The organism is Rhodovulum euryhalinum (assembly GCF_004342445.1).
Taxonomy (GTDB): Bacteria; Pseudomonadota; Alphaproteobacteria; order Rhodobacterales; family Rhodobacteraceae; genus Rhodovulum; species Rhodovulum euryhalinum.
Map to the genome: position 1 here is coordinate 228,574 of NZ_SLWW01000004.1, position 23,352 is coordinate 251,925.

Below are 23,352 nucleotides of genomic sequence, written 5' to 3' on the forward strand. Positions count from 1 at the left end.
GCATGACCCAACGGGCGCCGACCGGCGCCCGGCTCAGTCTGCCGTTTCCTCGGCGGTTTCCGATTTCGGCTTGAACGAGCGGGTGAGAAAGGCGGGCATGTGATCGCCCATGCCGACCACGGGTTCGCCGCGTCCGCCCCGGCCGCCGTGCGCACCGCGGCTGCTGCGGTTGTCGCGTTCGGACCGCTCCCGCGGGGCGCTCTCCGCCCGGGGCGGCCTTGCCTGCGCCTCGCGCACGGGCGCGGGGGAAGGCGAGGCGGGGGCCATGACCTCGGCGCGGGCAGGGGCGGCGACCCCCTCGGGCGCCTCGTCGCGCACCGGGCGGTCGCGCCGCAGCCGGGTGGCGGCGCCCTTCAGCGGGCTTTCGACGCGGGGGATTTCCTTCTGCACCAGCGCCTCGATCGCGGCGAGCCATTTCTCGTCATGCGGCACGCAGATCGTCAGCGCCTTGCCAAGCCGTCCGGCGCGGCCGGTGCGGCCGATGCGGTGGACGTAATCCTCGGCATGGCTGGGAACGTCGTAGTTGAAGATGTGCGACACCGCCGGGATGTCGAGCCCGCGCGCCGCCACGTCCGAGGCGATCAGCAGCCGCAGGGATCCGTCGCGGAACGCGGCCAGCGTGCGCGTGCGCTGCGACTGGTCGAGATCGCCGTGGATCGGCGCCGCGTCATAGCCGTATTTCTTCAGCGACTTGGCAACGACGTCGACCTCGGTCTTGCGGTTGCAGAAGATGATCGCGTTCTTGAGTGCCTCGCCCTCGCGGTCGATCAGGGCGCGCAGCAGCGCGCGCTTTTCCTTCGCCTGCATGTCCTTGCGGGTCGCGGTGTAATGGACCACGCCCTGCTCGATGCTTTCGGCGGTGGTGGCGCGGCGCGCGACCTCGATCTTTTCGGGGGCGGACAGGAAGGTATTGGTCACCCGCTCGATCTCGGGCGCCATGGTGGCCGAGAAGAACAGCGTCTGGCGGGTAAAGGGCGTCAGCTGGAAGATCCGCTCGATATCGGGGATGAAGCCCATGTCGAGCATCCGGTCGGCCTCGTCCACCACCATGATCTGGACGCCGGTCAGCAACAGCTTGCCGCGCTCGAAATGGTCGAGCAGGCGGCCGGGGGTGGCGATCAGGACATCGACGCCCTTGTCGATCAGCATGTCCTGTTCCTTGAACGAGACCCCCCCGATCAGGAGGGCCTTGGTCAGCTTGGTGTTCTTGGAATAGGTGTCGAAATTCTCGGCCACCTGCGCGGCGAGTTCGCGCGTCGGCGCCAGAACCAGCGATCGCGGCATCCGGGCCCGGGCGCGGCCGCGGCCCAGAAGGGTAATCATCGGCAGCACGAAGCTGGCGGTCTTGCCCGTGCCGGTCTGGGCAATGCCGAGGACGTCGCGGCCCTGAAGCGCAGGCGGGATGGCGCCTGCCTGGATCGGCGTCGGCTCGGTATAGCCCGCATCGGCGATGGCGGAAAGCACCTTGGGGTCAAGCCCCAGCTCGGCAAATGTGGTCATGTCGGTCCTTGCGTGGTTGCGGCGTGTGGATGGCCGCTCCGTTCCGCGCGGCCCGACCGGCCGGATTGCCGGTCTCGTGCCTGCTGGCCAATAGGCCATGGGCGGCCATTCGTCAAGGTTCGGGTCGGGGGGCGATCCGGCGCCGTTCAGAAGAAGATGAAGCGGATGAACAGGATCTCGGCGAGAAGCAGCGCGTAGCCGACCATCGCGATCAGCCCGTCGCGCGAGGACAGCGCAAGCCCCAGCACGAGGATATGCAGCGACAGCACGAAGGGCAGGCCGGGGATGAAGCCCGCGACGAAGATCACTGCGCCGGTGACCATGAGGATCAGCGCGACCACCCGTCCCATCACCACGCTGTCGACCAGAACCGCAAGGCGGGGCGAGACCAGCGGGCGCAGCCAGAGCACCGGACGCTGCGCGCGTGCGACCGAAACCGCCAGCAGGTGCCCCGAGAAGGTGACGCGCCCCAGACGGGCGGGGATCCACAGCGTTGTCTCGCCGGTCATCATCCGCCCGCCGATCAGGATCAGGAACAAAGCGACCACGCCGGGCATCCCCGGCACCATGCCCACCGGCAGGATCAGGAAGGCCGAAAGCACCATCAGCAGAGGCCCGAACCCCCGCGTGCCCATCGTCTCGACCACATCCGCCACGCTGACCCGATCGCGCGACAGCGCAAGCCCCGCCAGATCCTCCAGCAGGGACGAGATGATCCAGTGGTCGTGCTCGGAACTCATCGCGCGCGGTCGTCCCGCCTTGCGCCGGACCCCCGGCGGTTGGAGGGGCGGCTCGCGGCCCCCGTCGACCAGATGTCGCCGCAGTGCGGCGCAAAATCAAGGGCGGGCCGGTCAGGGTTGCAGGACGCTGGCCCCGGTCGTCTGCCGCCCTTCAAGCGCGCGATGCGCCGCGGCGGTGTCCGCCAGCGGCCAGGTCTGGCCGACGCGGGGGGTCAGGATGCCCCCGGTGATCGCGGCGAAGAGATCCGCGGCCCGGCTGCGCAACTCCTGCGGGTCGGCGATGAAGTCGAACAGCACGGGGCGCGTGGCCGACAGGCTGCCCTTGGCAAGGTCCGAGATGCGGAACTCGTCCAGCGTGCCCGAGGATTGGCCGAAATTCACGAACATGCCCCGCTTCTTGAGGCAGGCGAGCGAGCCGCGCCAGGTGTCGCGCCCCACGCTGTCATAGACCGCATCGACGCCGTTCCCGTCCGTCGCTGCCATCACCGCATCCACGAAATCCCCCGCCCGGTAGTCGATCACCGCGTCGTAGCCGTGGGCGCGGGCCAGTGCCACCTTGTCCGCGCCGCCCGCCGTGCCGATCGCGCGCACCCCCCTGGCCTTGAGCCACTGTCCGAGCAGCAGGCCGACACCGCCCGCCGCCGCGTGCACCAGCACCGTCTGGCCGTCGCGCACAGGAAAGCTGTCATGGATCAGGTAATGCGCGGTCAGCCCCTTGAGCATGACGCTGGCCGCGATCTCGTCGGGCACCGCATCGGGCAGCCGGACCAGCCGGTCGGCCGGAATCGCGCGGGCGGTGCAGCAGGCGCCATTCGGCGTGGTATAGGCCACCCGGTCGCCCACCGCGAAGCCCTCGACGCCCTCGCCCAGCGCCTCGACCACGCCCGCGGCCTCGCCTCCGGGGATCAGGATGTCGCCGGGCCAGGGATAGAGGCCCGAGCGGAAATAGGTGTCGATGAAGTTCAGCCCGACGGCCGTGTGGCGGACCAGAACCTCGCCGTCTTCGGGCGGGTGCACGTGCCAGTCCACCCAGTCCAGCACCTCGGGTCCGCCGGGGTCGCGCGCGATGATCGCGTGTTCCATGATCACACCTTGAATTCCGGGTCCACGGGCACCTGCAGCGCGGTCACCAGCGCGTTGGTGGTCGCGGCCAGCCCCACAACCGCCAGCAGATCCTCGTACTGCGCGTCGGTCATGCCCTTGGCGCGCGCGGACGCCGTGTGGGAATGGACGCAGTATTCGCAACCGTTCGAGATCGAGACGGCCATATAAAGCATCTCCTTCACCAGCGGGTCGAGCGCGCTTTCACGTGCCATCACCGCCTTGACCTGCGCCCAGGTCGATTCCAGCACCGCCGGCTGGTTTGCCAGCGCGCGCCAGACGTTGTTGACGAAATCGGTCTTGCGGGTGGCGCGGATGTCGTCGAACACCGCCTTGACGCGCGGATGCGCCTCGGCTTCCGCGTCGGTCCAGATCTTCACCGTGGCCATGGGTCCTCCAGTCAGGGATGCGCCCGGGTCCTCCCGGGCGCGCTCAGATCACACCAGCGCGAAGATGCGCGCGGGCCCGCCGGTGCCGCCTCGATGCTTGGGCGCACCGATCACCAGCGTCGCCCCCGATGCCGGCACCTTGTCGAGATTTGCCAGGCACTCGATCCCGAACCGCCCTGTTGGCAACCAGGCGTAATGCGTGGCGAAATCGGGCGACATCCCGAAGTCGAGCGACAGCGTGTCCACCCCGATCGAGGTGGCGCCGGTCTCCTCGATCAGCATCTGCGCGGCCTCGACATGGAAGCCCGGATAGTGCTGCTTGCCCTCGGCATCGGCGTTGCGGAATTTCGGTCCGTCGACATGGGGCGCCCAGCCCGAATGCATCGCGACACAGGCGTTCTGCGGGATCTCGCCATGGGCGGCGATCCAGGCGCGGATGTCGTCGGGCGTCACCTGCGCGTCGGCATCGTCCGCCGCGCGGGCGGCAATGTCGATCACGCAAAGCGGCGCCACCAGGTTCTCGACTGCGATCTCGTTCACCGCCGCGCCATCGGCCGAGAAATGCAGCGGCGCGTCGATATGGGTGCCGGTATGTTCGTTCACCCGGAACTCGGCCAGGTTGAAGGCGTGTTCGGCATAGTTGAACTTCTGCTCCCAGAAGAACTGCGGCTCGCCGAAATAGGTGGGAAAGTCCGGGTGCAGCTCATGGGTCATGTCGGTCACCCCCGCATGTCCCTGGGCCAGCGCCGCGGGTGCCGAGGCGGTCACGCCCGCCGCCGCCGCCACGCCCGCACCCGCGGCGGCCCGGAAAAAGCCCCGCCGCGACAGCATCCTGTCCTTGACGGCGGTCATCACGCAGATATCGCACATTGTCTTTACTCCCCGTTCTCCGGCCCGGTCTTGCGCCGGCCATGGGCAGAGCCTATCGGGCGGCGCGGCCCTGTCAATTCGGGCCGCGGGCACGACCACGCGCCGCGCGCGTTTTTCGTCTGTTTCCCGGCGCCTTGCCGTGGAAAGATGCGCCGGCTAGGAGATTCCGATGGTCAAGACGATCCATATCCTGAACGGGCCGAACCTGAACCTTCTGGGCAAGCGCGAGCCCGAGATCTACGGCCACGAAACGCTGGCCGATGTCGAATCCGCCTGCGCGGCCGTCGCGGCCGAACGGGGCCATGCGGTGCGGCTGTTCCAGTCGAACCACGAGGGCGAGATCGTCGAGCAGATCCACCGCGCCCGCGACGAGGCCGCCGCCATCGTCATCAACCCCGCCGCCTACACCCATACGTCGGTTGCGATTCTCGACGCGCTGAACGCCTTCGAGGGGCCGGTGATCGAGGTGCACATCTCGAACGTCCACAAGCGCGAGGCGTTCCGGCACCATTCCTACGTCTCGCTGCGCGCCGACGGGGTGATCGCGGGGTGCGGCGTCGAGGGCTACGCGCTGGCCATCCGCCGGGTCTGTTCGCTGATCGGGTAGGGCAACGGGTCGCCGCGCGGGCGCCGCGTCCATTGGGCAAGTGGCGGAGAGACAGGGATTCGAACCCTGGGAGCCCGTGAAGGCTCAACGGTTTTCGAGACCGCCCCGTTCGACCACTCCGGCACCTCTCCGCAAGCCCGTGGCCTTGTGGATCGGTCATCTAGTGCGAACGCCGTGCCCTTGCAACCGTTTTTCTGGCCCGGCGGCGTTTCGCGTGGCGGCGGCCGCGGACAGTTGGATTCCGCCGCGTTCGCGGCTACCTCTTGAACGTGCCAGCCATCCCGGATGCCCCGATGCGACGCCTGTTTCTTCTGCCCGTGCTTTTCCTTCTCGCCCTGCCGTTGCCCGCCCGGGCCGACCCGCCCGAGGGGTTTGACGCGCTGATGCGGGCGCTCGCGCTCGACGATCTGGTGGCGATCGTCCGCGAAGAGGGGCTTGGCTATGGCGTCGAGATCGAGGACGAGATGTTCCCCGGCCGGGGCGGTGACCGCTGGGATGCTGCGGTGGCGCAGATCTATGATGGCGGGCGCATCGGCACGGAACTGCGCGACACGCTGGCAGGGGAACTGTCGGGCGCCGATCTGGGGCCGCTCGTCGAGTTCTTCGGTTCCGAGACCGGCGCGCGGATCGTGTCGCTGGAGCTTTCGGCGCGGCGCGCGCTGCTCGACGACGAGGTGGAGAAGGGGAGCCTCGAACGGCTGGAAGAGATGCAGGCCGACGGCGACCCGCGACTCGACCTGATCGAGCGGTTCGTCGAGGCGAACAACCTGATCGAGGCCAATGTCGCGGGCGCGCTGAACTCGAACTACGCCTTCTATACCGGGCTTGCCGATGGCCGCGCCTTCGATTTCGAGATGACCGAAGAGCAGATGCTGGAGGACGTCTGGGGCCAGGAGCCCGAGATTCGCGACGAGACGCGCGAGTGGCTGTTCTCGTACCTCGCGATGGCCTATGCGCCGCTGTCGGACGAAACGCTGGAAGAGTATATCGCGCTGTCCGAGACCCCCGAGGGCGCGGCGCTGAACGCCGCGCTGTTCGCGGGCTTCGACGTGGCCTTCACCCGCATCTCGCGCGAACTGGGGCTGGCCGCGGCGACCTTCATCGCGGGGCAGGATATCTGACCCTTCGGCCGGGCTGCGCCCTTGACTTGGGGTGGGAAATCGCGGATACGCACGGTTCCGGCCCCGGGGCATCGCTTCGGGGCCGTCCATGTTGACAACGCCCCGAACGGGGCGCGCTGTCCGAAGGCGCATGACGCGGAAACGCCGTCCCCCGGGGCGGGGCCACAGGACGCGGCAGACAAGAAGGAAACGGCCCATGTTCGCGGTCCTCAAGACCGGTGGCAAGCAGTACAAGGTCCAGTCGGGCGATGTGCTGCGCGTCGAGAAGATCGCCGCCGATGCTGGCGAGACGGTTCAGTTCAACGATATCCTGATGGTCGGCGACCAGATCGGCACGCCCACCGTGGACGGTGCGGCCGTGCAGGCCCAGGTGATCGACCAGATCAAGGGTGACAAGGTCATCCACTTCGTCAAGCGCCGCCGCAAGCACGGCTCGAAGCGCACCAAGGGCCACCGCCAGCAACTGACGCTGCTGCGGGTGACCGACATCCTTGCGGCCGGTGGCGACAAGACCGGTGTCAAGGCCGCCGTGGGCGCTGGCAGTGTCTCGGCCGCCGCCGTGACCGCCGCTGCGCCGCAGAAGGCCGCGCCGCAGAAGGCCGAGGCCGAAGCGGCGCCCGCCGTGGACGGCGACGACCTCAAGAAGTTGTCCGGCGTCGGCCCCGCGATGGAAAAGAAGTTCCATGAGGCGGGCATCACCCGTTTCGCCCAGATCGCGGCCTGGACGCCCGAGCAGGTGGCGGCCATGGACACCCGGCTGGGCACCAAGGGCAAGATCGTGAATGAAGGCTGGGTCGAGCAAGCCAAGACCCTGGCCAAAGGCTAAGCGAGAGGAGAGGACGACATGGCACACAAGAAAGCAGGCGGCTCCTCGCGCAACGGGCGCGATTCCGCGGGCCGCCGTCTCGGCGTCAAGCTCTATGGCGGCCAGAAGGCGATTTCCGGCAACATCATCGTGCGCCAGCGCGGCACCAAGTTCTGGCCGGGCGAAGGCGTCGGCATGGGCCGCGACCATACCATCTTCGCGGTGTGCGAGGGCGCAGTGACCTATCACAAGGGCCTCAAGGGGCGCACCTTCATTTCCGTGCTCCCGGTCAGCGAGGCCGCCGAGTAGCCGATACCACCAGGCATGACGTATTTCGGTGGGGGATCGGCAACACGCCGGTCCCCCGTTCCGTTTCTGTAACGGAAACAGCGGATGCGATGTCCTGCGGGCGGGGACGGGGCGGGCAACCGCCTGTCCGACCGGGCCCGCCTTGCGAATGGGCCGCGCCGTTGCCATCTGCCCCGACAGGGGGGTGAGGAGGAGAACCATGAAACTGGACGTCGTTTCCAGCCAACCCGTCATCGAGGCGACCCGCTTCGTGCTGCGCCCGGTGCGCCGCTCGGATGCCGGGCTTCTGGGGCTTTACACGGCCGATGAGCGCGTGGCGCGCTTTACCCGGTCGATCCCGCACCCGCTGCCGCCCGGCGCGACCGAGGCGTTCATCCAGCGCGCCCAGAACCCCGACCGCAGCGAGGATGTCTGGGTGATGGACGGTGCCGAACAGGGGCTCTCCGAGGTGCTGGGCGTGATCGCGCTGGACCGGATGGAGCGCGAGCAGTCCGAGATCGGCTATTGGGTGGCGCCCGCGTTCTGGAATACCGGGATCGCCTCCGAGGCGGTGTCTGCGATGATCGCGGCCAACCCGCAGGGCTGCCGCACGTTCTTTGCCGAGGTGTTCCAGGACAATCCGGGCTCGGCGCGGGTGCTGACCAATGCGGGCTTCGAATACCTGGGCGATGCCGAGGCGTTCTCGGTCGCGCGCGGCGGCAAGGTCGCAACCTGGACCTATCTCAGGAAGCTTGGCTAGGCCATGGGAGCGGCGTCCGGATTTCGAATCGTGACGCCGCGCCTTGTGCTGCGCCCGTTCGGCCCTGGCGACATCGCCGCGCTGGCGCGTATCGGCGCCGACTCGCGTGTCGCGGCGATGATGGGCACCATCCCGGTGCCCTGGCCCGCGGCCGAGATACGGTTCTGGATCGACAAGGCGCGGTTTCGCGGCGAGGTCGGCTATCGCGCCGCGATCGCGCTTCGGGATGGTGCGCTGATCGGAGGATGCGGTCTGTGGGGCGCGCCGGCATCGCTGTCCTATTTCCTCGATCCTGCGCAGTGGGGCCGGGGCCTTGCCACCGAGGCGGCGCGCGCGTTCCTGTCGGATGCTTTCGCCCGGTTTCCGGGGCTTGACGTCGTGACGGCCGACCATTTCGCCGACAATCCCGCCTCGGCCCGGGTCCTTGCCAAGCTTGGCTTCGAGAGGACCGGCGTCGGCATGGGTCCATCGCTGGCGCGCCTTGAGCCTGCGCCGAATATCCACTATCGCCTGATGCGCGCAAGTTTCGAGGTCTCCCATGAAATTTCTTGACCTCGCCAGGGTCCACATCCGCTCGGGCAGCGGCGGGAATGGCTGTGCCAGCTTCCGCCGCGAGAAGTTCATCGAATATGGCGGCCCCGATGGCGGCGACGGCGGCGATGGCGGTGATGTCTGGGTCGAGGCGGTCGATGGGCTGAACACGCTGATCGACTTTCGCTACCAGCAGCATTTCTTTGCCGGCAACGGCCGTCCCGGCATGGGCCGGCAGAAAACGGGGCCGAGCGGCGAGGATATCGTGCTGCGGGTCCCCGTGGGAACCGAGATCCTCGACGAAGACGAGGAAACGCTGATCGCCGACATGACCGAACTTGGCCAGCGCGTGCTGCTGGCCAGGGGCGGCAATGGCGGCTGGGGGAACCTGCATTTCAAGACCGCGACCAACCAGGCGCCGCGCCACGCCAACCCGGGGCAGGAGGGCGTCGAGCGCACGATCTGGCTGCGGCTCAAGCTGATCGCGGATGCGGGGCTGTTGGGGATGCCGAACGCGGGCAAGTCGACCTTTCTGGCCGCTACCTCGAACGCCCGGCCCAAGATCGCGGATTACCCCTTCACCACGCTGCACCCGAACCTGGGTGTGGTCGGCATCGACGGGGTGGAATTCGTGATCGCCGACATCCCCGGTCTGATCGAGGGCGCGCATGAGGGCCGCGGCATCGGCGACCGGTTCCTTGGCCATGTGGAACGCTGCGCGGTGCTGTTGCACCTGATCGACGCGACCTCGGACGACGTGGTGGCCGATTACCGCACGATCATCCACGAGCTGGAGGCCTATGGCGGGCATCTGGCGGAAAAACCGCGGGTCACCGTGCTGAACAAGGTGGATGCGCTCGACGACGAGGAACGCGCCGAGAAGCGTGCCGCGCTCGAGGCCGAGATCGGCCACCCGGTGCTGCTGATGTCGGGCGTCTCGCACGAGGGCATCGCCGAGGTGCTGCGCGCGCTCAAGGCCCAGATCGACGGCGACCGTCTGCGCCACCGGCAGACGGGCGAGGAGGCCGGGTCGTGGCGTCCCTGACGGCTGCGCGGCGGATCGTCGTCAAGATCGGCTCGGCGCTGCTTGTGGACCGTGCGACCGGCACACTGCGCGCCGACTGGCTCGGTGCGCTGGCCGAGGATGTCGCGATGCTCAAGGCGCGCGGCGCGGACGTGATCCTGGTCTCGTCAGGCTCGATCGCGCTGGGGCGCGGCGTGCTGGGGCTGGGGCTGGGCACGCTGGCGCTGGAACAGTCGCAGGCGGCCGCCGCGGTTGGCCAGATCCGGCTGGCGCGCGCCTACGAAGAGGTGCTGGCGCCGCACGGGATCACCACGGGGCAGGTGCTGGTGACGCTGGAGGACAGCGCGGACCGGCGGCGCTATCTCAACTCGCGTGCCACGATGGAGACCTTGCTGGGCTTTGGCGTCGTGCCGATCGTGAACGAGAACGACACGATCGCCACCGACGAGATCCGCTATGGCGACAACGACCGGCTTGCCGCGCAGGTGGCGGTGACGGTCGGCGCCGACGTGGCGGTGCTGTTGTCGGATGTCGACGGCTTCTACACCGCGAACCCGGCGGAGGACCCCGCCGCCCACCGCTTCGACCTGATCGAGGAGATCACCCCCGAGATCGAGGCGATGGCGGGCGATGCGGCCTCGGGGCTGTCCAAGGGCGGCATGAAGACCAAGCTGATGGCCGCCAAGACCGCCACCGGGGCGGGCTGCGCGCTGGCGATCACCCAGGGCGCGGTGCTGCGGCCCCTGCGGGCGCTGGAGAACGGCGCGCCCTGCACCTGGTTCCGGCCCAAGGGCGACCCGCAGGCGGCGCGCAAGCGCTGGATCGCGGCGATGAAGCCGCGGGGGTCGATCACCGTCGATGCGGGCGCGGTTGCGGCGCTTGGCACGGGCAAGTCGCTGCTGCCCGCGGGGGTGGCGGCGGTCACCGGCGATTTCGGGCGCGGCGACCCGGTGGCGATCCTCGGCCCCGAGGGGCAGGGGCTGGGCACGGGGCTGTCGCGTTATACCGCCGCCGAGGCGCGGCTCATCAGGGGCTGCCGGTCGGGTGACATCGAGGCGATCCTCGGCTATCCCGGTCGGGCGGCGCTGATCCACAGGGACGACATGGCGACATGAGGGACGAGACCGACATTCCCGCGATGATGGCCGATCTGGGCGCCCGCGCGAAGGCCGCGGCGGCGGACCTCGCCTTTGCCGATCCGGCCGCCAAGCGGCGCGCGCTGGAGGCCGCCGCGGACGCGGTGGCGGCGCGTGAGGCCGAGATCCTCGCGGCCAACGACAAGGACATGGCGTTCGGCCGCGACAAGGGGCTGAGCCCCGCGATGCTGGACCGGCTGAAGCTCGATCCGGCCCGGATCGCGGGGATCGTCGCTGGGCTGCGCGCGGTCGCCGCCCAGCCCGATCCGGTGGGGCAGGTGATGGCGGAATGGGACATGCCGTCGGGGCTGCATATCCGCCGGGTGCGCACGCCGCTGGGCGTGATCGGCGTGATCTACGAAAGCCGGCCCAACGTGACGGCGGATGCGGGGGCCCTGTGCCTGAAGGCCGGCAACGCGGTGATCCTGCGGGGCGGGTCCGAGAGCTTCCATTCCTCGGGTGCGCTGCATGCCTGTCTGCTGGACGGACTGCGCGCGGCCGGCCTGCCCGAGGACGCGATCCAGCGCGTTCCGACGCGGGACCGCGCGGCGGTGAGCGCCATGCTGGGAATGACCGGGGTGATCGACGTGATCGTGCCTCGTGGCGGCAAGGGGCTGGTGGGCCTTGTCCAGCGCGAGGCCCGCGTGCCGGTCTTTGCCCACCTCGAAGGGATCGTGCACATCTATGTCGACCGTGCCGCCGACCCCGAAAAGGCGCTGCGCGTGGTGCTGAACGCCAAGACCCGGCGGACGGGGATCTGCGGGGCGGCCGAATGCCTGCTGGTCCACCGCGACGTGGCCAGCACGCTGGGGGCGGATCTGGTGGCGACGTTGGTCGCGGCGGGCGTGCGGGTCCATGCCGACGAGACGCTGGCGCGCCTGCCCGGCACCATGCCCGCCACGGCCGAGGATTGGGGGCGCGAATATCTCGACATGGACATCGCCGCGCGCGTGGTGGACGACATCGACGCCGCGATCGCGCATGTCCGGACCCACGGCTCGGGTCACACCGACGCGATCCTGACCGAGGATGACGGGGCCGCGGCGCGGTTCTTCGAGCGGCTGGACAGCGCGATCCTGATGCGGAATGCCTCGACCCAGTTCGCCGATGGCGGCGAGTTCGGGATGGGCGCCGAGATCGGGATCGCCACCGGCAAGCTGCATGCACGCGGCCCGGTGGGGGCCGAGCAGCTGACGAGCTTCAAGTACCTGGTCGAGGGCGCGGGGACGATCCGGCCGTGACGCGCTGCCGGGGGATGCTCCCGCCCCCGGCCCGCACGGGGGCCTTGCCCCCGTTTGTCCGGCGTTGGGCCGGGCGCGCGGCCATTGGCCGCGCGCGCCTCCGGCGGGAGTATTGGGGCCAAGAAGAAGCCGGGGTCAGAGGACGAGGTCGAACCGGGTGTCGCCGCGGGACAGCGCCAGGTGGCGGCCAGCCGCGCGTGCCGCGGCGGGCAGCAGGGCGAACTGCACCTCGGCGGCGCTGATCTCGCCCTCGGGGGCGCGGCCCTCGGCGATCGGAAGCCAGAGACGGGGATCGAGGTTCAGCCGGTCGCCTTCGGCGGTCAGCGCGATCTCGCCGCCGAGCCCGGTGATCGCGATTCGGCCGCCGCGCAACAGCGAGGTTTCCGCGCAGAGCACGGCCAGCAGCACCACCTTGGCCAGCGACCTTGGCAGCGCGGCGGGAGGTTCGGCCGCGATCTCGATCCGGCTGCCGCCGTAATAGTCGTTCAGGATGTCCGCGAGTTCGGCGCCTGCGACCTCGACGCCTTCGCCCGCGGCGCCGAAGGCCAGCCGGAACAGCCGGATCCGCCCGTTGGCGCGGGCCACGCTGTCGGCGATCAGCCCGAGTTCGTCGCGGCCGGCGACGTCAGGCAGCATTTCGAGCAGTTCCATCCCGTTGCCGATTGCCCCGATCGGGCTGATAAGGTCGTGGCAGATGCGCGAGCCGACCAGCGCGGTGAGGTCAGTCATTGGCCGCCCCCCCCCGCCGGACGGACAGGAAGGACAGCGACGATGAAGCCCCTGAATTCCATTCTCGAACCCGGCATGCTGGTGCGCCACCCGGGCCAGCCCGATTGGGGCATCGGCCAGGTGCAGTCGGTGATCGGGGCGCGGATCACCGTCAATTTCCGCGAGGCGGGCAAGGTGGTGATCGACGGGGCGCGGGTTGAGCTCATGCCGGTTTACGAGTCCTGAACCATGATTTCGGACAGGCTGACGGAAGATCGTTAACGCCGCCTTAACGGGCGGGGACGGGGGGGCGGCATGCGCGCGGTTGCGCTTGGGCGCGCCGCCCCCTAGAACGCGCCGAGACCGCCCCGACCGGGCGCCGGGAACCAGCAGCTATGAAACCGCCCGAAGATCATTTCGAACTGCGCCTTGCCCAGACCGAGGCGGACCTGCGCGCCGCGCAGCGGCTGCGCTATGAGGTCTTCGTGGCGGAACTGGGCGGCGACGGGCCGCTGGTCGATCACGAGAACCGGCTGGAGCGGGATGCGTTCGATCCCCATTACGACCACCTGATCCTGGTCGACACCCGCCGCGATGCGGCGGCGCTGGATCACGTCGTGGGGGTTTATCGCCTGCTGACCTCGGAACGGGCGGCGGCGCTGGGGCGGTTCTATTCCGAGGACGAATATGACCTGACCCGCCTGAAAGACAGCGGGCGCCGCCTGCTGGAGCTTGGCCGGTCCTGCGTGCATCGCGACTGTCGGCGCGGCACGGCGCTCTATCACCTGTGGAACGGGCTTGCCGACTACGTGGTGGAGCGGGAAATCGAGATCCTGTTCGGGGTGGCCAGCTTTCACGGTACCGATGTCGAGGCGCTGGCCGAGCCGCTGTCCCACCTGCACCACCGGTTCCTGGCGCCAGAACCGCTTCGGGTGCGTGCGGTCGAGGGACATTTCCAGCGGATGGACCTGCTGGACGAGGACCGGATCGACCGCAAGCGCGCGATGCTGGCATTGCCCGCGCTGATCAAGGCCTATCTCAGGCTTGGCGGCTTCGTGGGCGAGGGGGCCTATGTCGACCGGGCGTTCAACACGGTCGATGTGTGCCTTCTGATGGACACCGCGCAGATGAGCGCCAAGGGCAGCGCGCGCTATGGGCGGGGGCGCGGGTGAGCACCTGGCGCGGGGCCGAGCCGCCGCCCGCGCCGCCGATCACGGCCGCCGGATGGCTGCGGGTTGTCTGGCGGGGCACGGCGCTGGGGGCGGTGACCTTTGGCTGCCTGGGGCTGCTCTTGCTGGTGCGGCTGGCCGAGCGCCCGCTGTTCGGCTGGCACCGGCCGGTCACACCCTTCATCACGCAATTCGTCTGCCGCATGGCCTTCGTGATCCTCGGGATCCGCCATACCGTGCGCGGGCAGCAGATGCGCGCGCGCGGCGCGGTGGTGGCGAACCATGCCTCCTGGCTGGACATCTTTGCACTGAATGCCCGCAAGCGCGTCTATTTCGTCTCGAAGGCCGAGGTGGCGGGATGGCCCGGGATCGGCTGGCTGGCGCGGGCGACGGGGACGGTCTTCATCAACCGCGACCGGCGCGAGGCGAAGGCCCATGCCCAACTGTTCGAAGAGCGGCTGAAGGCGGGCCACAAGCTGTTGTTCTTCCCCGAAGGCACCTCGACCGACGGGCGGCGGGTTCTGCCTTTCAAGACAACGCTTTTCGCGGCGTTCCTTACAAATGAGTTGAAGGATATCCTGCATATCCAGCCGGTCACGGTGATCTATACCGCGCCGCCGGGCCAGCATGCGGCGTTCTACGGGTGGTGGGGCGACATGGGATTTGGTGCACACCTGCTGAACGTGCTGGCGGCCCGGCCGCAAGGGGGCGTCGAACTGGTCTATCACGCGCCGCTGCGGGTTTCGGATTTCCCTGATCGCAAGGCGCTTGCCATGGCCTGCGAGGACGCGGTGCGCAGCGCGATGCCGTCGGCCTAGCCCATCGCGGCGATCAGGCGCGCCAGCGTCGCGCAGGCATCATCGGTGCGCCAGATTTCCTCGCCCAGACCAAAGAAATCGACCACAGGCGAAAGGCTTGCGACCCGTTCCTGATCCAGTGCCCCCTCGGCCACGACGGGCAGTTCGATCATCTCGGACCACCATTCGAACAGATCGTGCGGGGCCTGCGTGCCGTCGCCAAGACCGGTCTCGCCCACCGGCCCGAAGGCCACATAATCCGCCCCTGCCTCGCCCGCACTCATCCCGTCATGGCGCGAGGCGCCGCAGAACGCGCCGACGATGGCGTCCGCCCCCAGGGCCGTTCTGACCTTGCGCACGTTGCGGGCGCCATCGGTCAGGTGCACCCCGTCCAGGCCCAGCCGCTCGACCAGGCCCAGATGCGCCTCGATCACCAGCGGCACGTCGCGGGCATGGGCGATCTCGCGCAGGCCATCGGCGGCGCGCGCGACCGTGTCCTCGTCGCGGGTGGCAAGCGCCAGCCGCAGGCAGGCTACAGGGTGCGCATCCAGCACCGCGCACAGGCGCGGGGCAAACTCCTCCAACTCGAAGGCGGGGGGGGTTATCAGGTAGATCTGGGGGCGCTCGATCTCGGCCATGGGCGGGTTCCTCGGTGGTTCGCGCCCCTATAGCGGGGTTTCCGCGGCTTGACCATCGCTTGAACCGCGGGCGGCAGCCGCGTATCAGGCGGACGAAAACCAGACAGGAGCCCGCCCCGCATGGCCGATCAGCCCGTCTTCGTCCTTGTCCGTCCGCAGATGGGCGAGAATATCGGCGCGGCGGCGCGGGCGATGTGGAATTTCGGCCTTGACCGGATGCGGATGGTCGATCCGCGCGACGGCTGGCCCAACCCGCGCGCGGTGGCGCTGGCCTCGGGCGCGGGGCGGCTTCTGGACCACGCAGGCGTCTTTGCCAGCACCGCCGAGGCGCTGGCCGATTGCGACTATGTCTATGCCACCACGTCGCGCGCCCGCGGGCTGACCAAGCCCGTCGTCACCCCCGAACGCGCGATGGCAGAGGCGCGCGGGATGATTGCCGGGGGGCGCCGGGTTGCCGTCCTGTTCGGCCCCGAGCGTGCCGGGCTGGAAAACGACGACATCGTGCGGGCGAACGCGATCGTCGAGGTGCCGGCGAACCCCGAATTCGCCTCGCTCAACCTGGCGCAATGCGTGCTGCTGACCGCCTATGAATGGCGCCGCGAGACGCCGGGGATCGTGCCGGAACGGCTGGAAATGGCCGGCGCCGCGCCCGCCACGGCGATCGAGGTCGAGAAGCTTGCCGAGCATTTCGAGGAACGCCTCGATGCGGTGGGCTTCTTCTTCCCCGAGACCAAGGCCGCCAACATGAAGCTGAACCTGCGCAACCTTTGGAGCCGGATGCCGCTGACGCGCGCCGATGTGCAGACCCTGCACGGCATGCTGCGGCAATTGATGCGGGGCCGGGGCGACGGGCTCTGACTTGAAGGCACCCCCCGCGGGCCCTACTGTTCGCGGCACAGCCGACGCGGGCGGACAGGGCGCCCGGCCGAGAGGAAACAGCCATGACGAAGAAGCGCAACATCTTCGAGGAGGTCGGCACCGAGGCCCCGCGCGAGCGGCCATTGGCCCAGCCCGGCGCCATCGACCGTGCGGCACGCCGCGGCGCGCGCGACGCGGTGCGGCTGTGGCTGATGATGCTGTTCCTGATCGTCGCCGCGATGCTGGTGATCGGCGCCTTTGCGCGTCTGACCGAGATGCTGGTGCCGATGCCGGACTGGAACCCGCTGTTCGGTGCATTGCCGCCGCTCGATCCCGGCGACTGGCTGGCCGCGTTCGAGCGGTTCCGCGACAGCCCGGTCTACCGGGGCGAGACGCACGGGATGGGGATCGAGGAGTTCCAGCTTGCCTTCTGGTGGGGCTGGGGCTCGCGCCAGCTTGCGCCGACCGCGCTGGTTCTCTGGGCGGTGGGCTTTGTCGGCTTCCTTGCCGCGGGCAAGATGCCCAAGGGCTGGACGTTGCGGCTGTTCGGGCTTGGCGTCTTGATCGTTCTGCTGGGGGCGGCCGACTGGCTGGTCGGCGGGGGCGGGATCGCGCCGCCGCCCTTCGACTTCCTGTCCTACCGGATGGCGTTGCATATCGGCTTTGGCTTTTCGTTGGTGGGGCTGACCGCGTGGTTCATCTTCAAGCTCTCGCGCAGCGAGGCGGACCTGTTGCAGGCCCGCCGGGTGCGCGACCGGGCGGGCTACCGGATGGGCTCTGCGCTGATGCTGCTGGTGTTCCTGCAGATCCTGCTCGGTTCGCAGGTGGCCGGCCTTTATGCGGGCCGGGCCTATACCGACTGGCCGCTGATGGCGGGCGGGTTCCTGCCGCCCAACCCGTTCTACATCGAACCGCTGTGGCGCAACTTCTTCGAGAACCACGCGCTGGTGCAGTTCATCCACCGGATGAACGGCTATCTGGTCGTGCTGGTCGGGGTCGTCACATGGTTCGTCGGGCGGAAAAGCGTACACCGGCGCACGCGACGCGCCTTTGACCACGTCGCGCTGATGGTGGTCACCCAGGCGTCGCTGGGGATCGGGACGATCCTGTTCGCGGCGCAATGGCCGATCGCGGTCGCCCACCAGATCGGCGCGATCACGCTGTGGACGCTGGTGCTGCGCGCGCGCTTCCTGGCGCAATACCCCGTGCAGCAATCGACGATCCGGGGCTAGGGGAATGGTGGCCTTCGACGATCTGATGGCGTTCCAGCGCGAGACCGAGGCGCTGGCCCAGGTGATGGGCCGGCTTGGCTGGGACCAGGAAACAATGATGCCCAAGGGCGCCGCCCAGCAGCGCGCCGACGAGATGGGCGCCCTCGAATCGGTGCTGCATGCGCGCCGCACCGATTCGCGGGTCGGCGACTGGCTGGCGGCGGTGGACGAGGGCGCGCTGGACGATGTGGGGCGCGCGCAGATCCGCCATATCCGCCGCAGCCATGCCCGGGCCGTGCGCCTGCCCGACACGCTGTCGGCCCAGTTGGCCCGGGTGACAAGCCGGGCGCAGGGCATCTGGGCCGAGGCCCGCGCGGCCGACGATGTCGCCCATTTCCTGCCGGTGCTGACCGAGGTCGTCCGGCTGAAGCGCGAGGAGGCCGCCGCGCTGGCCGATGGGCGCGATCTCTACGACGCGCTGTTGGACGACTACGAACCGGGCGCCACCGCGGAAGGGATCGGTGCGATGTTCGACCGGATGCGGCCGCGCCTGGTCGACCTGCGCGAGCGGATCATGGGATCAGCCCGCACCCCCGCGGCGCTGTCGGGCAATTTCCCGGCCGAGGGGCAGATGGTTCTGGCCCGCGAAGTGGCCAGCCATTTCGGCTATGACTGGCGCCACGGGCGGCTGGACCGGTCGGTGCATCCCTTCACCAGCGGGTCGGGGACGGATGTGCGCATCACCACGCGGGTGGACACGGCCGAGCCGCTGGGCTGTCTCTATTCCACGCTGCACGAGGTGGGCCACGGCGCCTACGAGCAGGGGATCGACCCGGCCTTCCGTCTGACGCCGCTGGGCCAGGGCGTGTCGATGGGCGTACATGAAAGCCAGAGCCGGATCTACGAGAACCAGCTTGGCCGCAGCCGCGCCTTCTGCGGCTGGCTTTTCGGCCGGATGGGCGAGGTGTTCGGGCAGGCGGGGGCAGGGGATGCAGACGCGTTCTATGCCGCGGTGAACCGCGTCCATTCCGGTCATATCCGCACCGAGGCCGACGAGGTGCATTACAACCTGCACATCATGCTGCGCTTCGATCTGGAACGCGAGCTGATCGCCGGGCGCCTGGAGGTTGCCGACCTGGAAGAGGCGTGGAATGCGCGGTTTGCGGCGGATTTCGGCGTCGCGGTCGACCGGCCCGCGAACGGGGTGCTGCAGGATGTGCACTGGTCGGTCGGGCTGTTCGGCTATTTCCCGACCTACACGCTGGGCAATGTCTATGCGGGCTGCCTTTACACGGCGCTGAGGGCCGCGGTGCCCTCGCTCGACAACGATCTCGCCCGCGGCCATGCCGAGCCTGCCACGGCCTGGCTGCGCGATCATGTCCAGCGCCATGGCGGCCTGTCCGAGCCCGCCGCGACGATCGAGCGCGCCTGCGGGTTCGCGCCGCACGAGGGGCCGCTTCTGGATTATCTCGACGCCAAGTTCGGGGCGCTCTACGATCTCTGAACGCCCGGCTCTCCGGGCTGGAATCGGCGCTCCGGCGCTGTTACAAGGCGGAATGATGCGGCGCGGCACACTCTTGGCAGAGCTGTGGCAGAGTGCTCGGCGGGTGGCCTTCGCCATTCTCGGCGGAGTGATCCGGCGTTATACCCCCGAAGAGATCGAGGAACGCGTCTCGCGCCGTCCCGGCTACGAACAGGCGCTGATCGTGATCTCGGTGCTGGTGGCGCTGCTGTTCACGAGCCTGCTGTTCGCCAACGCGGGGGTGATCGGGCTTCTGATCTTCTTCCTGATCGTCATCATCCTGGTCAAATAGACCCGTCCGGGCGGCGACCTGTGTGGGAACTCGACGGTCTGTGCTGCGGTCTCGGCGCTGTTCACATTCGTTTGATCGGCGCCATCTTCTGGCCTTATTTCATTTGGGAACAAGCTCTTGGCTTCGTGTATGCCGGTGTATGCCTTTGATACTGCGAAAATTCTTCAATCCCGGTGATCCGGTTTCCGATGGCCCCCGTATCCCTTGCATAACCAAACACACAAAGGGAACTGGATCATGGACATCATCGGACCGCTCGCAATCGGCACCATCGGTTTCGTCGTTGCCTTCGCCTACATCAACATGCGCCAGACCGAAGAGCAGCTGGCCGAGACGCGCCGCCGCCGCGCCGAGAAGGAAGCCGAAGCCAATGCCGTGACGCCGGCCATGGCCGCCGAGTGACCTGAATACGTGATCGGGGCCGGGTGGCGTGCCGCCCGGCCCCGATCATTCTGTCTACTCCTGCCAGTCCGGCGGGCGTTTTTCGATGAAGGCGCTGATTCCCTCGTTCGTGTCACGCCAGAGCATGTTCTCGACCATCACAGCGCCCGCATGGGCATAGGCTGCGTCGACCCCCATCTCGATCTGTTCGTAGAAGGTCCGCTTGCCGATCCGCACCGCGGCATCGAGCTTGGAGGCCAGGGTCTCGGCCAGCGCGCGGGTCTCGGCCTCGAGCGCGTCATGGGGCACCGCCCGGTTGATCAGCCCCAGCGCCTCGGCCCGGTCGGTGCCGATGAATCCGCCCGTGGTCAGCATCTCGAAGGCCTGCTTGCGTGGGATGTTGCGCGACAGCGCGACCATCGGCGTGGAACAGAACAGCCCGATATTCACCCCGTTCACACCGAACCGCGTGCCCTCGGCCGCGATGGCCAGGTCGCAGGAGGCGACAAGCTGGCAGCCCGCCGCGGTGGCGATGCCGTGCGGCGCGGCGATCACCGGCTGGGGCAGGCGCATCAGTCCCGTCATCACCCGGGCGCAGCGGGCAAAAAGGTCGGCGAAATAGGCGCGGCCCCCGTCCTCGGCCTGGCGGGCGGCCTGCATCTCTTTAAGGTCGTGGCCCGCGCAGAACGCCTTGCCGGTGCCCCTCAGGATCACCACACGGGTGTTGCGATCCTCGGACAGCGCGTCGATCTGGGCCTGAAGCGCGGCCAGCATCGCGTCGGACAGCGCGTTCAACCGCTCGGGCGCGTTCAGCGTCAGCGTTGCGATGCCGCCCGCATCCTCGCGTACCAGTATCTCGGTCATCTTGTCTCTCCTCCCGTTTGCCGGGCACACTACGCGGCAAAGGCAGGAGGGAAAAGGGCATGAAACCGGTGATGGACAAACCCGCGCTCGAGGCGTTTCTCGCGCGCGAATTTCCGCAGGTCTGCGAGGATTTCGTGATCGAGGACGTGGCACCGATGGCGGTCCGGGTGCGGATGCGGGTCGCCGAGCGCCACCTGCGCCCCGGCGGCACGGTCTCGGGGCCGTCGATGTTCGCGCTGGCCGATGTGGGGATCTATCTGGCGATCCTCGCGATGATCGGCCCAAAGGCGCTGGCGGTCACCACCAATTGTTCGATCGACTTCATGCGGAAACCGGCCGCCGGGCGGGATCTGGTCTGCGAGGCGCGACTGCTGAAGCTGGGCCGGGTGCTGGCGGTGGGGGATGCGCTGATCCTGTCCGAGGGGATGGAGGGTGCCGTGGCGCGCGCGGGGTTGACCTATTCGATCCCGCCGGCGTGAGGGTCGCGGCAAGCGCTGTGCCGGGTGTCGCCCTGGCTTTGCCAAGGCGAACCGCCGGGGGCGCTGCCCCCGGACCCCCGGAGTATTTTCACCAAGAAGAAGTGGGCGGCGGGGGAGGGTCCCGGGGCGCGCGGCGCTATGGCATCAGCCGCCTGACATAGAAGGGCAGGGCAAAGGCGGCCTTATGCACTTCGGGCGTGTAATAGCCTGTCTCGATGCCGGCGGACGCGAAGCGATCCGCCAGCGTGTCCAGCGGCACCGCGCGTCCCTGCCCGTCGGTGCCCCAGCCGAAGGCCATCGGCCCGCCCGCATAGGTGGGGATGGTGGCAAGGTAGCAGCCCCAGTCGCCAAACAGCGCCTTGAAGGCGCGCATCGTGTTCGTCAGTTCATCGCCCTGCATGAAGGGCACGCCGTTCTGGGTGACGAGGATGCCGTCCTTGGTCAGCGCGCGTTTCGCGTGGCCGTAGAACGTGTCGGTGAACAGCACCTCGCCCGGGCCGATCGGGTCGGTGGAATCGACCACGATCACGTCGAACCGGTCGGTGGTGGTCCGCAGGAAGGCCGCGCCGTCGTCGATCACCAGCCTCAGCCGCGGGTCGTCGAACGCGCCCTGGCTGAGCATCGGCAGGTACTGCTTCGAGAAATCGACCACGCCCGCGTCGATCTCGACCATGGTGACATGGTCGATGGACGCATGCCGCAGCACCTCGCGCGCCATGCCGCCATCGCCGCCGCCGATGATCAGCACGCGGCGGGCGGCCCCATGCGCCAGGATCGGCACATGGGTCATCATCTCGTGATAGATGAAGTTGTCGCCCTCGGTCGTCTGCACCACGTCGTCCAGCGTGAGGACGCGGCCGAAGGTGCCGTTGGTGAACACCCTCAGCCGCTGATGCGCGGTCTCGCTGTCGTACAGCACCTCGTCCACGCGCAGGGATTGCGCGTAGTCGCGGTGCAGCGCCTCGTGGACCCAGTCGGTCATGCCGCCTGAACGTCCGTCACCAGGCCGTCGCCGCGCAGCAATTCCTTGACGCGGACATCATGGGTCGCGAAGGCGCGCTTGAGCACGTCGACCGCCCGCCAGGGCTGGGCATCGCCGCACATGAAGACGTCGAACGCGCCGTATCCGATCTCGGGCCAGGTGTGGACCGAGATGTGGCTTTCGGCCAGCACCGCCACCCCGCTCACGCCCTGGGGGCTGAACTTGTGGGTGTGGATGTGCAGCAGCGTCGCGCCACATTCGTCCACGCAGTCGCGGAACGCCTGCTGGATGCGGGCCTCGTCGTCCAGGCCATGGCCGTTCACCACCTCGATGATGAGATGCGTGCCGGCAAAGACCCGGCCGTCGCGGCGGATGAAATGATCATCGCGCGCGTCGTCGAAAACGTCACGGGTTACGTATGCAGCCGTGTGGCTACGGTGATCTTCCGCATGGGCGCCTGTCTCCAGACCGATCCCCAGTTGGAAGAGGTTGGCGTCGTTCATGGCGCTCCCCTTCTGACCAGCAGATTGAATCCAGTCGGTCCCTTAGCGCCCCCCCGGGAAGACTCCGAAGTTGGGATCGGTTCCGATCGTGTGGGGGGCACCTAAGGGTTCCGGCCGAGTCGATCAAGGGGTTTTCCGCAGGTCCCGTGCGATTTCCCGGGAACGGGGCCGGAGCGCCGGGGCGGAGGGTGGGGCGGGCCCAATCCGTCACTCGGCGTGGTCCGGACCTTTGCGCCTGAACCGGTCGGCGATGTCCGCACCGCCCTGTCTGGTCCTGTCGATGGCCGTCTCGACGCCTTCGCCCAACCGTTCGAGAAAGCGCGAGGCCCGATCGAGTTTCACGTCGGGCATGTCGGGAAGTGTCGGCGCGACCTCCCTGGTGCGCTGCCAGGCCGCGCCGGGGGACGCCTTCACCTTCTCCCAAAGCTCTTGCCGCGAGGGGACCGCCATGGAGCACACCGTCGTTTCGTCCTCGCCCGGTGGCCTGCTGCCGGTTTTGTGGACACCGGGTTGGGTTTGCATGGCTCGGTCCTCGAACGCCATGGGACTTAGGTAGCCCAGCTTGGAATGGCGTCGCTTCGGATTGTAGAAGCGCTCGATGTAGTCGAACACATCGGCGCGGTCGGGCCAATCTGTCCTGCACCCGTGAACCACATCCGCGGCTGCGCCTGCGGAGGTCGCCGACCCTTGGAAAACCGGTGCCGCTTGCATCTATTGATGTGGGGTAAAATAATACCTTAATTGCAAGACATTGAAAAGGCTAATGTAAATACCGTTAAATGCGCTTGACTGGACTCGCAAAATGCTTAGAACTCTGCCATCCCGACCGGGGAAG

The 23,352-nt window shown here is 68.5% G+C and carries 28 protein-coding genes, 1 tRNA gene and 1 pseudogene; 18 read left to right on the forward strand and 12 right to left on the reverse strand.

What is annotated here, in order from left to right; all coding sequences use genetic code 11:
- Nucleotides 1-33: 33 nt before the first annotated feature.
- From EV655_RS06870 to EV655_RS06890, 5 genes are all read right to left on the reverse strand, one after another.
- Nucleotides 34-1,500, reverse strand: coding sequence for a DEAD/DEAH box helicase (locus EV655_RS06870; RefSeq protein WP_132543176.1), 1,467 nt, complete (start codon nt 1,498-1,500; stop codon nt 34-36).
- 146 nt (nt 1,501-1,646) lie between these two features.
- Nucleotides 1,647-2,240: an exopolysaccharide biosynthesis protein gene (locus EV655_RS06875; protein WP_132543178.1), complete on the reverse strand. Its 594-nt coding sequence runs from the start codon at nt 2,238-2,240 to the stop codon at nt 1,647-1,649.
- A 111-nt stretch (nt 2,241-2,351) separates the two neighbouring features.
- Nucleotides 2,352-3,326, reverse strand: a complete 975-nt coding sequence (locus EV655_RS06880) for a quinone oxidoreductase family protein (protein WP_132543272.1) — start codon at nt 3,324-3,326, stop codon at nt 2,352-2,354.
- The gene (locus tag EV655_RS06885; RefSeq protein WP_132543180.1) at nt 3,326-3,730 is read right to left on the reverse strand and encodes a carboxymuconolactone decarboxylase family protein; all 405 of its coding nucleotides are present in this window, start codon (nt 3,728-3,730) and stop codon (nt 3,326-3,328) included. Before EV655_RS06885 ends, EV655_RS06880 begins: the two co-directional genes overlap by 1 nt.
- Before the next feature lie 48 nt (nt 3,731-3,778).
- A complete protein-coding gene (locus tag EV655_RS06890; protein ID WP_132543182.1) occupies nt 3,779-4,600 on the reverse strand; it encodes a cyclase family protein in 822 nt (273 codons plus the stop codon).
- A gap of 169 nt (nt 4,601-4,769) precedes the next feature.
- Here EV655_RS06890 and aroQ point away from each other — a divergent pair, with 169 nt between their 5' ends.
- Nucleotides 4,770-5,207, forward strand: a complete 438-nt coding sequence (gene aroQ / locus EV655_RS06895) for a type II 3-dehydroquinate dehydratase (RefSeq protein WP_132543184.1) — start codon at nt 4,770-4,772, stop codon at nt 5,205-5,207.
- 41 nt (nt 5,208-5,248) lie between these two features.
- Here the strand turns inward: aroQ and EV655_RS06900 are convergent.
- Nucleotides 5,249-5,338 (reverse strand) — tRNA-Ser (locus tag EV655_RS06900).
- Between the two features lie 162 nt (nt 5,339-5,500).
- Here EV655_RS06900 and EV655_RS06905 point away from each other — a divergent pair.
- The 8 genes from EV655_RS06905 (at nt 5,501) to EV655_RS06940 (ending at nt 12,113) form a co-directional block, all read left to right on the forward strand.
- Nucleotides 5,501-6,328: a DUF2059 domain-containing protein gene (locus EV655_RS06905; RefSeq protein WP_132543186.1), complete on the forward strand. Its 828-nt coding sequence runs from the start codon at nt 5,501-5,503 to the stop codon at nt 6,326-6,328.
- Nucleotides 6,329-6,524: 196 nt separating this feature from the next.
- Nucleotides 6,525-7,154, forward strand: a complete 630-nt coding sequence (locus EV655_RS06910) for a 50S ribosomal protein L21 (RefSeq protein ID WP_132543188.1) — start codon at nt 6,525-6,527, stop codon at nt 7,152-7,154.
- 18 nt (nt 7,155-7,172) lie between these two features.
- Nucleotides 7,173-7,442: a 50S ribosomal protein L27 gene (gene rpmA / locus EV655_RS06915; protein ID WP_132543190.1), complete on the forward strand. Its 270-nt coding sequence runs from the start codon at nt 7,173-7,175 to the stop codon at nt 7,440-7,442.
- 199 nt (nt 7,443-7,641) lie between these two features.
- A complete protein-coding gene (locus tag EV655_RS06920) occupies nt 7,642-8,181 on the forward strand; it encodes a GNAT family N-acetyltransferase (RefSeq protein WP_132543192.1) in 540 nt (179 codons plus the stop codon).
- A 30-nt stretch (nt 8,182-8,211) separates the two neighbouring features.
- The gene (locus EV655_RS06925; protein ID WP_165905292.1) at nt 8,212-8,733 is read left to right on the forward strand and encodes a GNAT family N-acetyltransferase; all 522 of its coding nucleotides are present in this window, start codon (nt 8,212-8,214) and stop codon (nt 8,731-8,733) included.
- A complete protein-coding gene (gene obgE, locus EV655_RS06930) occupies nt 8,720-9,757 on the forward strand; it encodes a GTPase ObgE (RefSeq protein ID WP_132543196.1) in 1,038 nt (345 codons plus the stop codon). Before EV655_RS06925 ends, obgE begins: the two co-directional genes overlap by 14 nt.
- A complete protein-coding gene (proB, locus tag EV655_RS06935) occupies nt 9,745-10,851 on the forward strand; it encodes a glutamate 5-kinase (protein WP_132543198.1) in 1,107 nt (368 codons plus the stop codon). Before obgE ends, proB begins: the two co-directional genes overlap by 13 nt.
- A complete protein-coding gene (locus tag EV655_RS06940) occupies nt 10,848-12,113 on the forward strand; it encodes a glutamate-5-semialdehyde dehydrogenase (protein WP_132543200.1) in 1,266 nt (421 codons plus the stop codon). Before proB ends, EV655_RS06940 begins: the two co-directional genes overlap by 4 nt.
- A gap of 135 nt (nt 12,114-12,248) precedes the next feature.
- Here the strand turns inward: EV655_RS06940 and EV655_RS06945 are convergent, their stop codons facing one another.
- Nucleotides 12,249-12,842: a histidine phosphotransferase family protein gene (locus EV655_RS06945; RefSeq protein WP_132543202.1), complete on the reverse strand. Its 594-nt coding sequence runs from the start codon at nt 12,840-12,842 to the stop codon at nt 12,249-12,251.
- Nucleotides 12,843-12,884: 42 nt separating this feature from the next.
- On the opposite strand from EV655_RS06945, the gene EV655_RS06950 reads away from it, so the two are divergent.
- The 3 genes from EV655_RS06950 to olsA all read left to right on the forward strand — a co-directional run bounded on the left by EV655_RS06950 (nt 12,885) and on the right by olsA (nt 14,808).
- Nucleotides 12,885-13,067, forward strand: coding sequence for a DUF3553 domain-containing protein (locus EV655_RS06950; RefSeq protein ID WP_132543204.1), 183 nt, complete (start codon nt 12,885-12,887; stop codon nt 13,065-13,067).
- A gap of 149 nt (nt 13,068-13,216) precedes the next feature.
- On the forward strand, nt 13,217-13,993 hold the full coding sequence (olsB, locus tag EV655_RS06955; protein ID WP_132543206.1) for an L-ornithine N(alpha)-acyltransferase: 777 nt from the start codon (nt 13,217-13,219) through the stop codon (nt 13,991-13,993).
- Entirely contained in the window at nt 13,990-14,808 is an 819-nt protein-coding gene (olsA, locus tag EV655_RS06960; RefSeq protein ID WP_132543208.1) for a lyso-ornithine lipid O-acyltransferase, read from the forward strand. Before olsB ends, olsA begins: the two co-directional genes overlap by 4 nt.
- Here olsA and EV655_RS06965 read toward each other — a convergent pair.
- On the reverse strand, nt 14,805-15,425 hold the full coding sequence (locus EV655_RS06965; protein ID WP_132543210.1) for a thiamine phosphate synthase: 621 nt from the start codon (nt 15,423-15,425) through the stop codon (nt 14,805-14,807). The two genes, olsA and EV655_RS06965, sit on opposite strands and share 4 nt — an antisense overlap.
- Before the next feature lie 120 nt (nt 15,426-15,545).
- Here EV655_RS06965 and EV655_RS06970 point away from each other — a divergent pair, with 120 nt between their 5' ends.
- The 5 genes from EV655_RS06970 (at nt 15,546) to EV655_RS18615 (ending at nt 19,710) form a co-directional block, all read left to right on the forward strand.
- On the forward strand, nt 15,546-16,283 hold the full coding sequence (locus EV655_RS06970; RefSeq protein WP_132543212.1) for an RNA methyltransferase: 738 nt from the start codon (nt 15,546-15,548) through the stop codon (nt 16,281-16,283).
- Nucleotides 16,284-16,366: 83 nt separating this feature from the next.
- Nucleotides 16,367-17,515: a COX15/CtaA family protein gene (locus EV655_RS06975; RefSeq protein ID WP_132543214.1), complete on the forward strand. Its 1,149-nt coding sequence runs from the start codon at nt 16,367-16,369 to the stop codon at nt 17,513-17,515.
- A 4-nt stretch (nt 17,516-17,519) separates the two neighbouring features.
- Nucleotides 17,520-18,998, forward strand: a complete 1,479-nt coding sequence (locus tag EV655_RS06980) for a carboxypeptidase M32 (RefSeq protein ID WP_132543216.1) — start codon at nt 17,520-17,522, stop codon at nt 18,996-18,998.
- Nucleotides 18,999-19,053: 55 nt separating this feature from the next.
- Complete coding sequence (locus tag EV655_RS06985; RefSeq protein WP_132543218.1) at nt 19,054-19,308, forward strand: hypothetical protein; 255 nt, start codon at nt 19,054-19,056, stop codon at nt 19,306-19,308.
- Between the two features lie 237 nt (nt 19,309-19,545).
- Nucleotides 19,546-19,710: a hypothetical protein gene (locus tag EV655_RS18615; RefSeq protein WP_165905293.1), complete on the forward strand. Its 165-nt coding sequence runs from the start codon at nt 19,546-19,548 to the stop codon at nt 19,708-19,710.
- A 54-nt stretch (nt 19,711-19,764) separates the two neighbouring features.
- Here the strand turns inward: EV655_RS18615 and EV655_RS06990 are convergent, their stop codons facing one another.
- Complete coding sequence (locus tag EV655_RS06990) at nt 19,765-20,553, reverse strand: enoyl-CoA hydratase (protein WP_132543220.1); 789 nt, start codon at nt 20,551-20,553, stop codon at nt 19,765-19,767.
- Between the two features lie 71 nt (nt 20,554-20,624).
- Here EV655_RS06990 and EV655_RS06995 point away from each other — a divergent pair, with 71 nt between their 5' ends.
- Nucleotides 20,625-21,032 (forward strand): PaaI family thioesterase, encoded by a 408-nt coding sequence (locus tag EV655_RS06995; RefSeq protein ID WP_424511304.1) that lies wholly within the window; start codon nt 20,625-20,627, stop codon nt 21,030-21,032.
- A 136-nt stretch (nt 21,033-21,168) separates the two neighbouring features.
- On the opposite strand, the gene speE is transcribed toward EV655_RS06995, so the two are convergent.
- The 3 genes and pseudogenes from speE to EV655_RS18620 all read right to left on the reverse strand — a co-directional run.
- Entirely contained in the window at nt 21,169-22,014 is an 846-nt protein-coding gene (gene speE / locus EV655_RS07000) for a polyamine aminopropyltransferase (protein ID WP_132543224.1), read from the reverse strand.
- Nucleotides 22,011-22,517, reverse strand: coding sequence for an adenosylmethionine decarboxylase (speD, locus tag EV655_RS07005; protein ID WP_132543226.1), 507 nt, complete (start codon nt 22,515-22,517; stop codon nt 22,011-22,013). The genes speE and speD overlap by 4 nt, the downstream gene beginning before the upstream one ends.
- Nucleotides 22,518-23,042: 525 nt before the next feature.
- A pseudogene (locus EV655_RS18620) lies at nt 23,043-23,156 on the reverse strand (IS3 family transposase); the annotation flags it as partial.
- Nucleotides 23,157-23,352 lie beyond the last annotated feature (196 nt).

Excerpts from the sequence above, each read along its gene's own strand:
- EV655_RS06980 (WP_132543216.1), top strand. The coding sequence starts at position 17,520 with ATGGTGGCCTTCGACGATCTGATGGCGTTCCAGCGCGAGACCGAGGCG.
- speD (WP_132543226.1), bottom strand. The coding sequence starts at position 22,517 with ATGAACGACGCCAACCTCTTCCAACTGGGGATCGGTCTGGAGACAGGC.
- EV655_RS06885 (WP_132543180.1), bottom strand. The coding sequence starts at position 3,730 with ATGGCCACGGTGAAGATCTGGACCGACGCGGAAGCCGAGGCGCATCCG.
- EV655_RS06875 (WP_132543178.1), bottom strand. The coding sequence starts at position 2,240 with ATGAGTTCCGAGCACGACCACTGGATCATCTCGTCCCTGCTGGAGGAT.
- EV655_RS18615 (WP_165905293.1), top strand. The coding sequence starts at position 19,546 with ATGGACATCATCGGACCGCTCGCAATCGGCACCATCGGTTTCGTCGTT.
- EV655_RS06940 (WP_132543200.1), top strand. The coding sequence starts at position 10,848 with ATGAGGGACGAGACCGACATTCCCGCGATGATGGCCGATCTGGGCGCC.
- speE (WP_132543224.1), bottom strand. The coding sequence starts at position 22,014 with ATGACCGACTGGGTCCACGAGGCGCTGCACCGCGACTACGCGCAATCC.
- EV655_RS06965 (WP_132543210.1), bottom strand. The coding sequence starts at position 15,425 with ATGGCCGAGATCGAGCGCCCCCAGATCTACCTGATAACCCCCCCCGCC.
- EV655_RS06990 (WP_132543220.1), bottom strand. The coding sequence starts at position 20,553 with ATGACCGAGATACTGGTACGCGAGGATGCGGGCGGCATCGCAACGCTG.
- olsB (WP_132543206.1), top strand. The coding sequence starts at position 13,217 with ATGAAACCGCCCGAAGATCATTTCGAACTGCGCCTTGCCCAGACCGAG.
- obgE (WP_132543196.1), top strand. The coding sequence starts at position 8,720 with ATGAAATTTCTTGACCTCGCCAGGGTCCACATCCGCTCGGGCAGCGGC.
- EV655_RS06950 (WP_132543204.1), top strand. The coding sequence starts at position 12,885 with ATGAAGCCCCTGAATTCCATTCTCGAACCCGGCATGCTGGTGCGCCAC.
- EV655_RS06975 (WP_132543214.1), top strand. The coding sequence starts at position 16,367 with ATGACGAAGAAGCGCAACATCTTCGAGGAGGTCGGCACCGAGGCCCCG.
- EV655_RS06870 (WP_132543176.1), bottom strand. The coding sequence starts at position 1,500 with ATGACCACATTTGCCGAGCTGGGGCTTGACCCCAAGGTGCTTTCCGCC.
- EV655_RS06970 (WP_132543212.1), top strand. The coding sequence starts at position 15,546 with ATGGCCGATCAGCCCGTCTTCGTCCTTGTCCGTCCGCAGATGGGCGAG.
- EV655_RS06910 (WP_132543188.1), top strand. The coding sequence starts at position 6,525 with ATGTTCGCGGTCCTCAAGACCGGTGGCAAGCAGTACAAGGTCCAGTCG.
- rpmA (WP_132543190.1), top strand. The coding sequence starts at position 7,173 with ATGGCACACAAGAAAGCAGGCGGCTCCTCGCGCAACGGGCGCGATTCC.
- EV655_RS06905 (WP_132543186.1), top strand. The coding sequence starts at position 5,501 with ATGCGACGCCTGTTTCTTCTGCCCGTGCTTTTCCTTCTCGCCCTGCCG.
- EV655_RS06920 (WP_132543192.1), top strand. The coding sequence starts at position 7,642 with ATGAAACTGGACGTCGTTTCCAGCCAACCCGTCATCGAGGCGACCCGC.
- EV655_RS06890 (WP_132543182.1), bottom strand. The coding sequence starts at position 4,600 with ATGTGCGATATCTGCGTGATGACCGCCGTCAAGGACAGGATGCTGTCG.
- EV655_RS06995 (WP_424511304.1), top strand. The coding sequence starts at position 20,625 with ATGGACAAACCCGCGCTCGAGGCGTTTCTCGCGCGCGAATTTCCGCAG.
- EV655_RS06985 (WP_132543218.1), top strand. The coding sequence starts at position 19,054 with ATGCGGCGCGGCACACTCTTGGCAGAGCTGTGGCAGAGTGCTCGGCGG.
- EV655_RS06945 (WP_132543202.1), bottom strand. The coding sequence starts at position 12,842 with ATGACTGACCTCACCGCGCTGGTCGGCTCGCGCATCTGCCACGACCTT.
- aroQ (WP_132543184.1), top strand. The coding sequence starts at position 4,770 with ATGGTCAAGACGATCCATATCCTGAACGGGCCGAACCTGAACCTTCTG.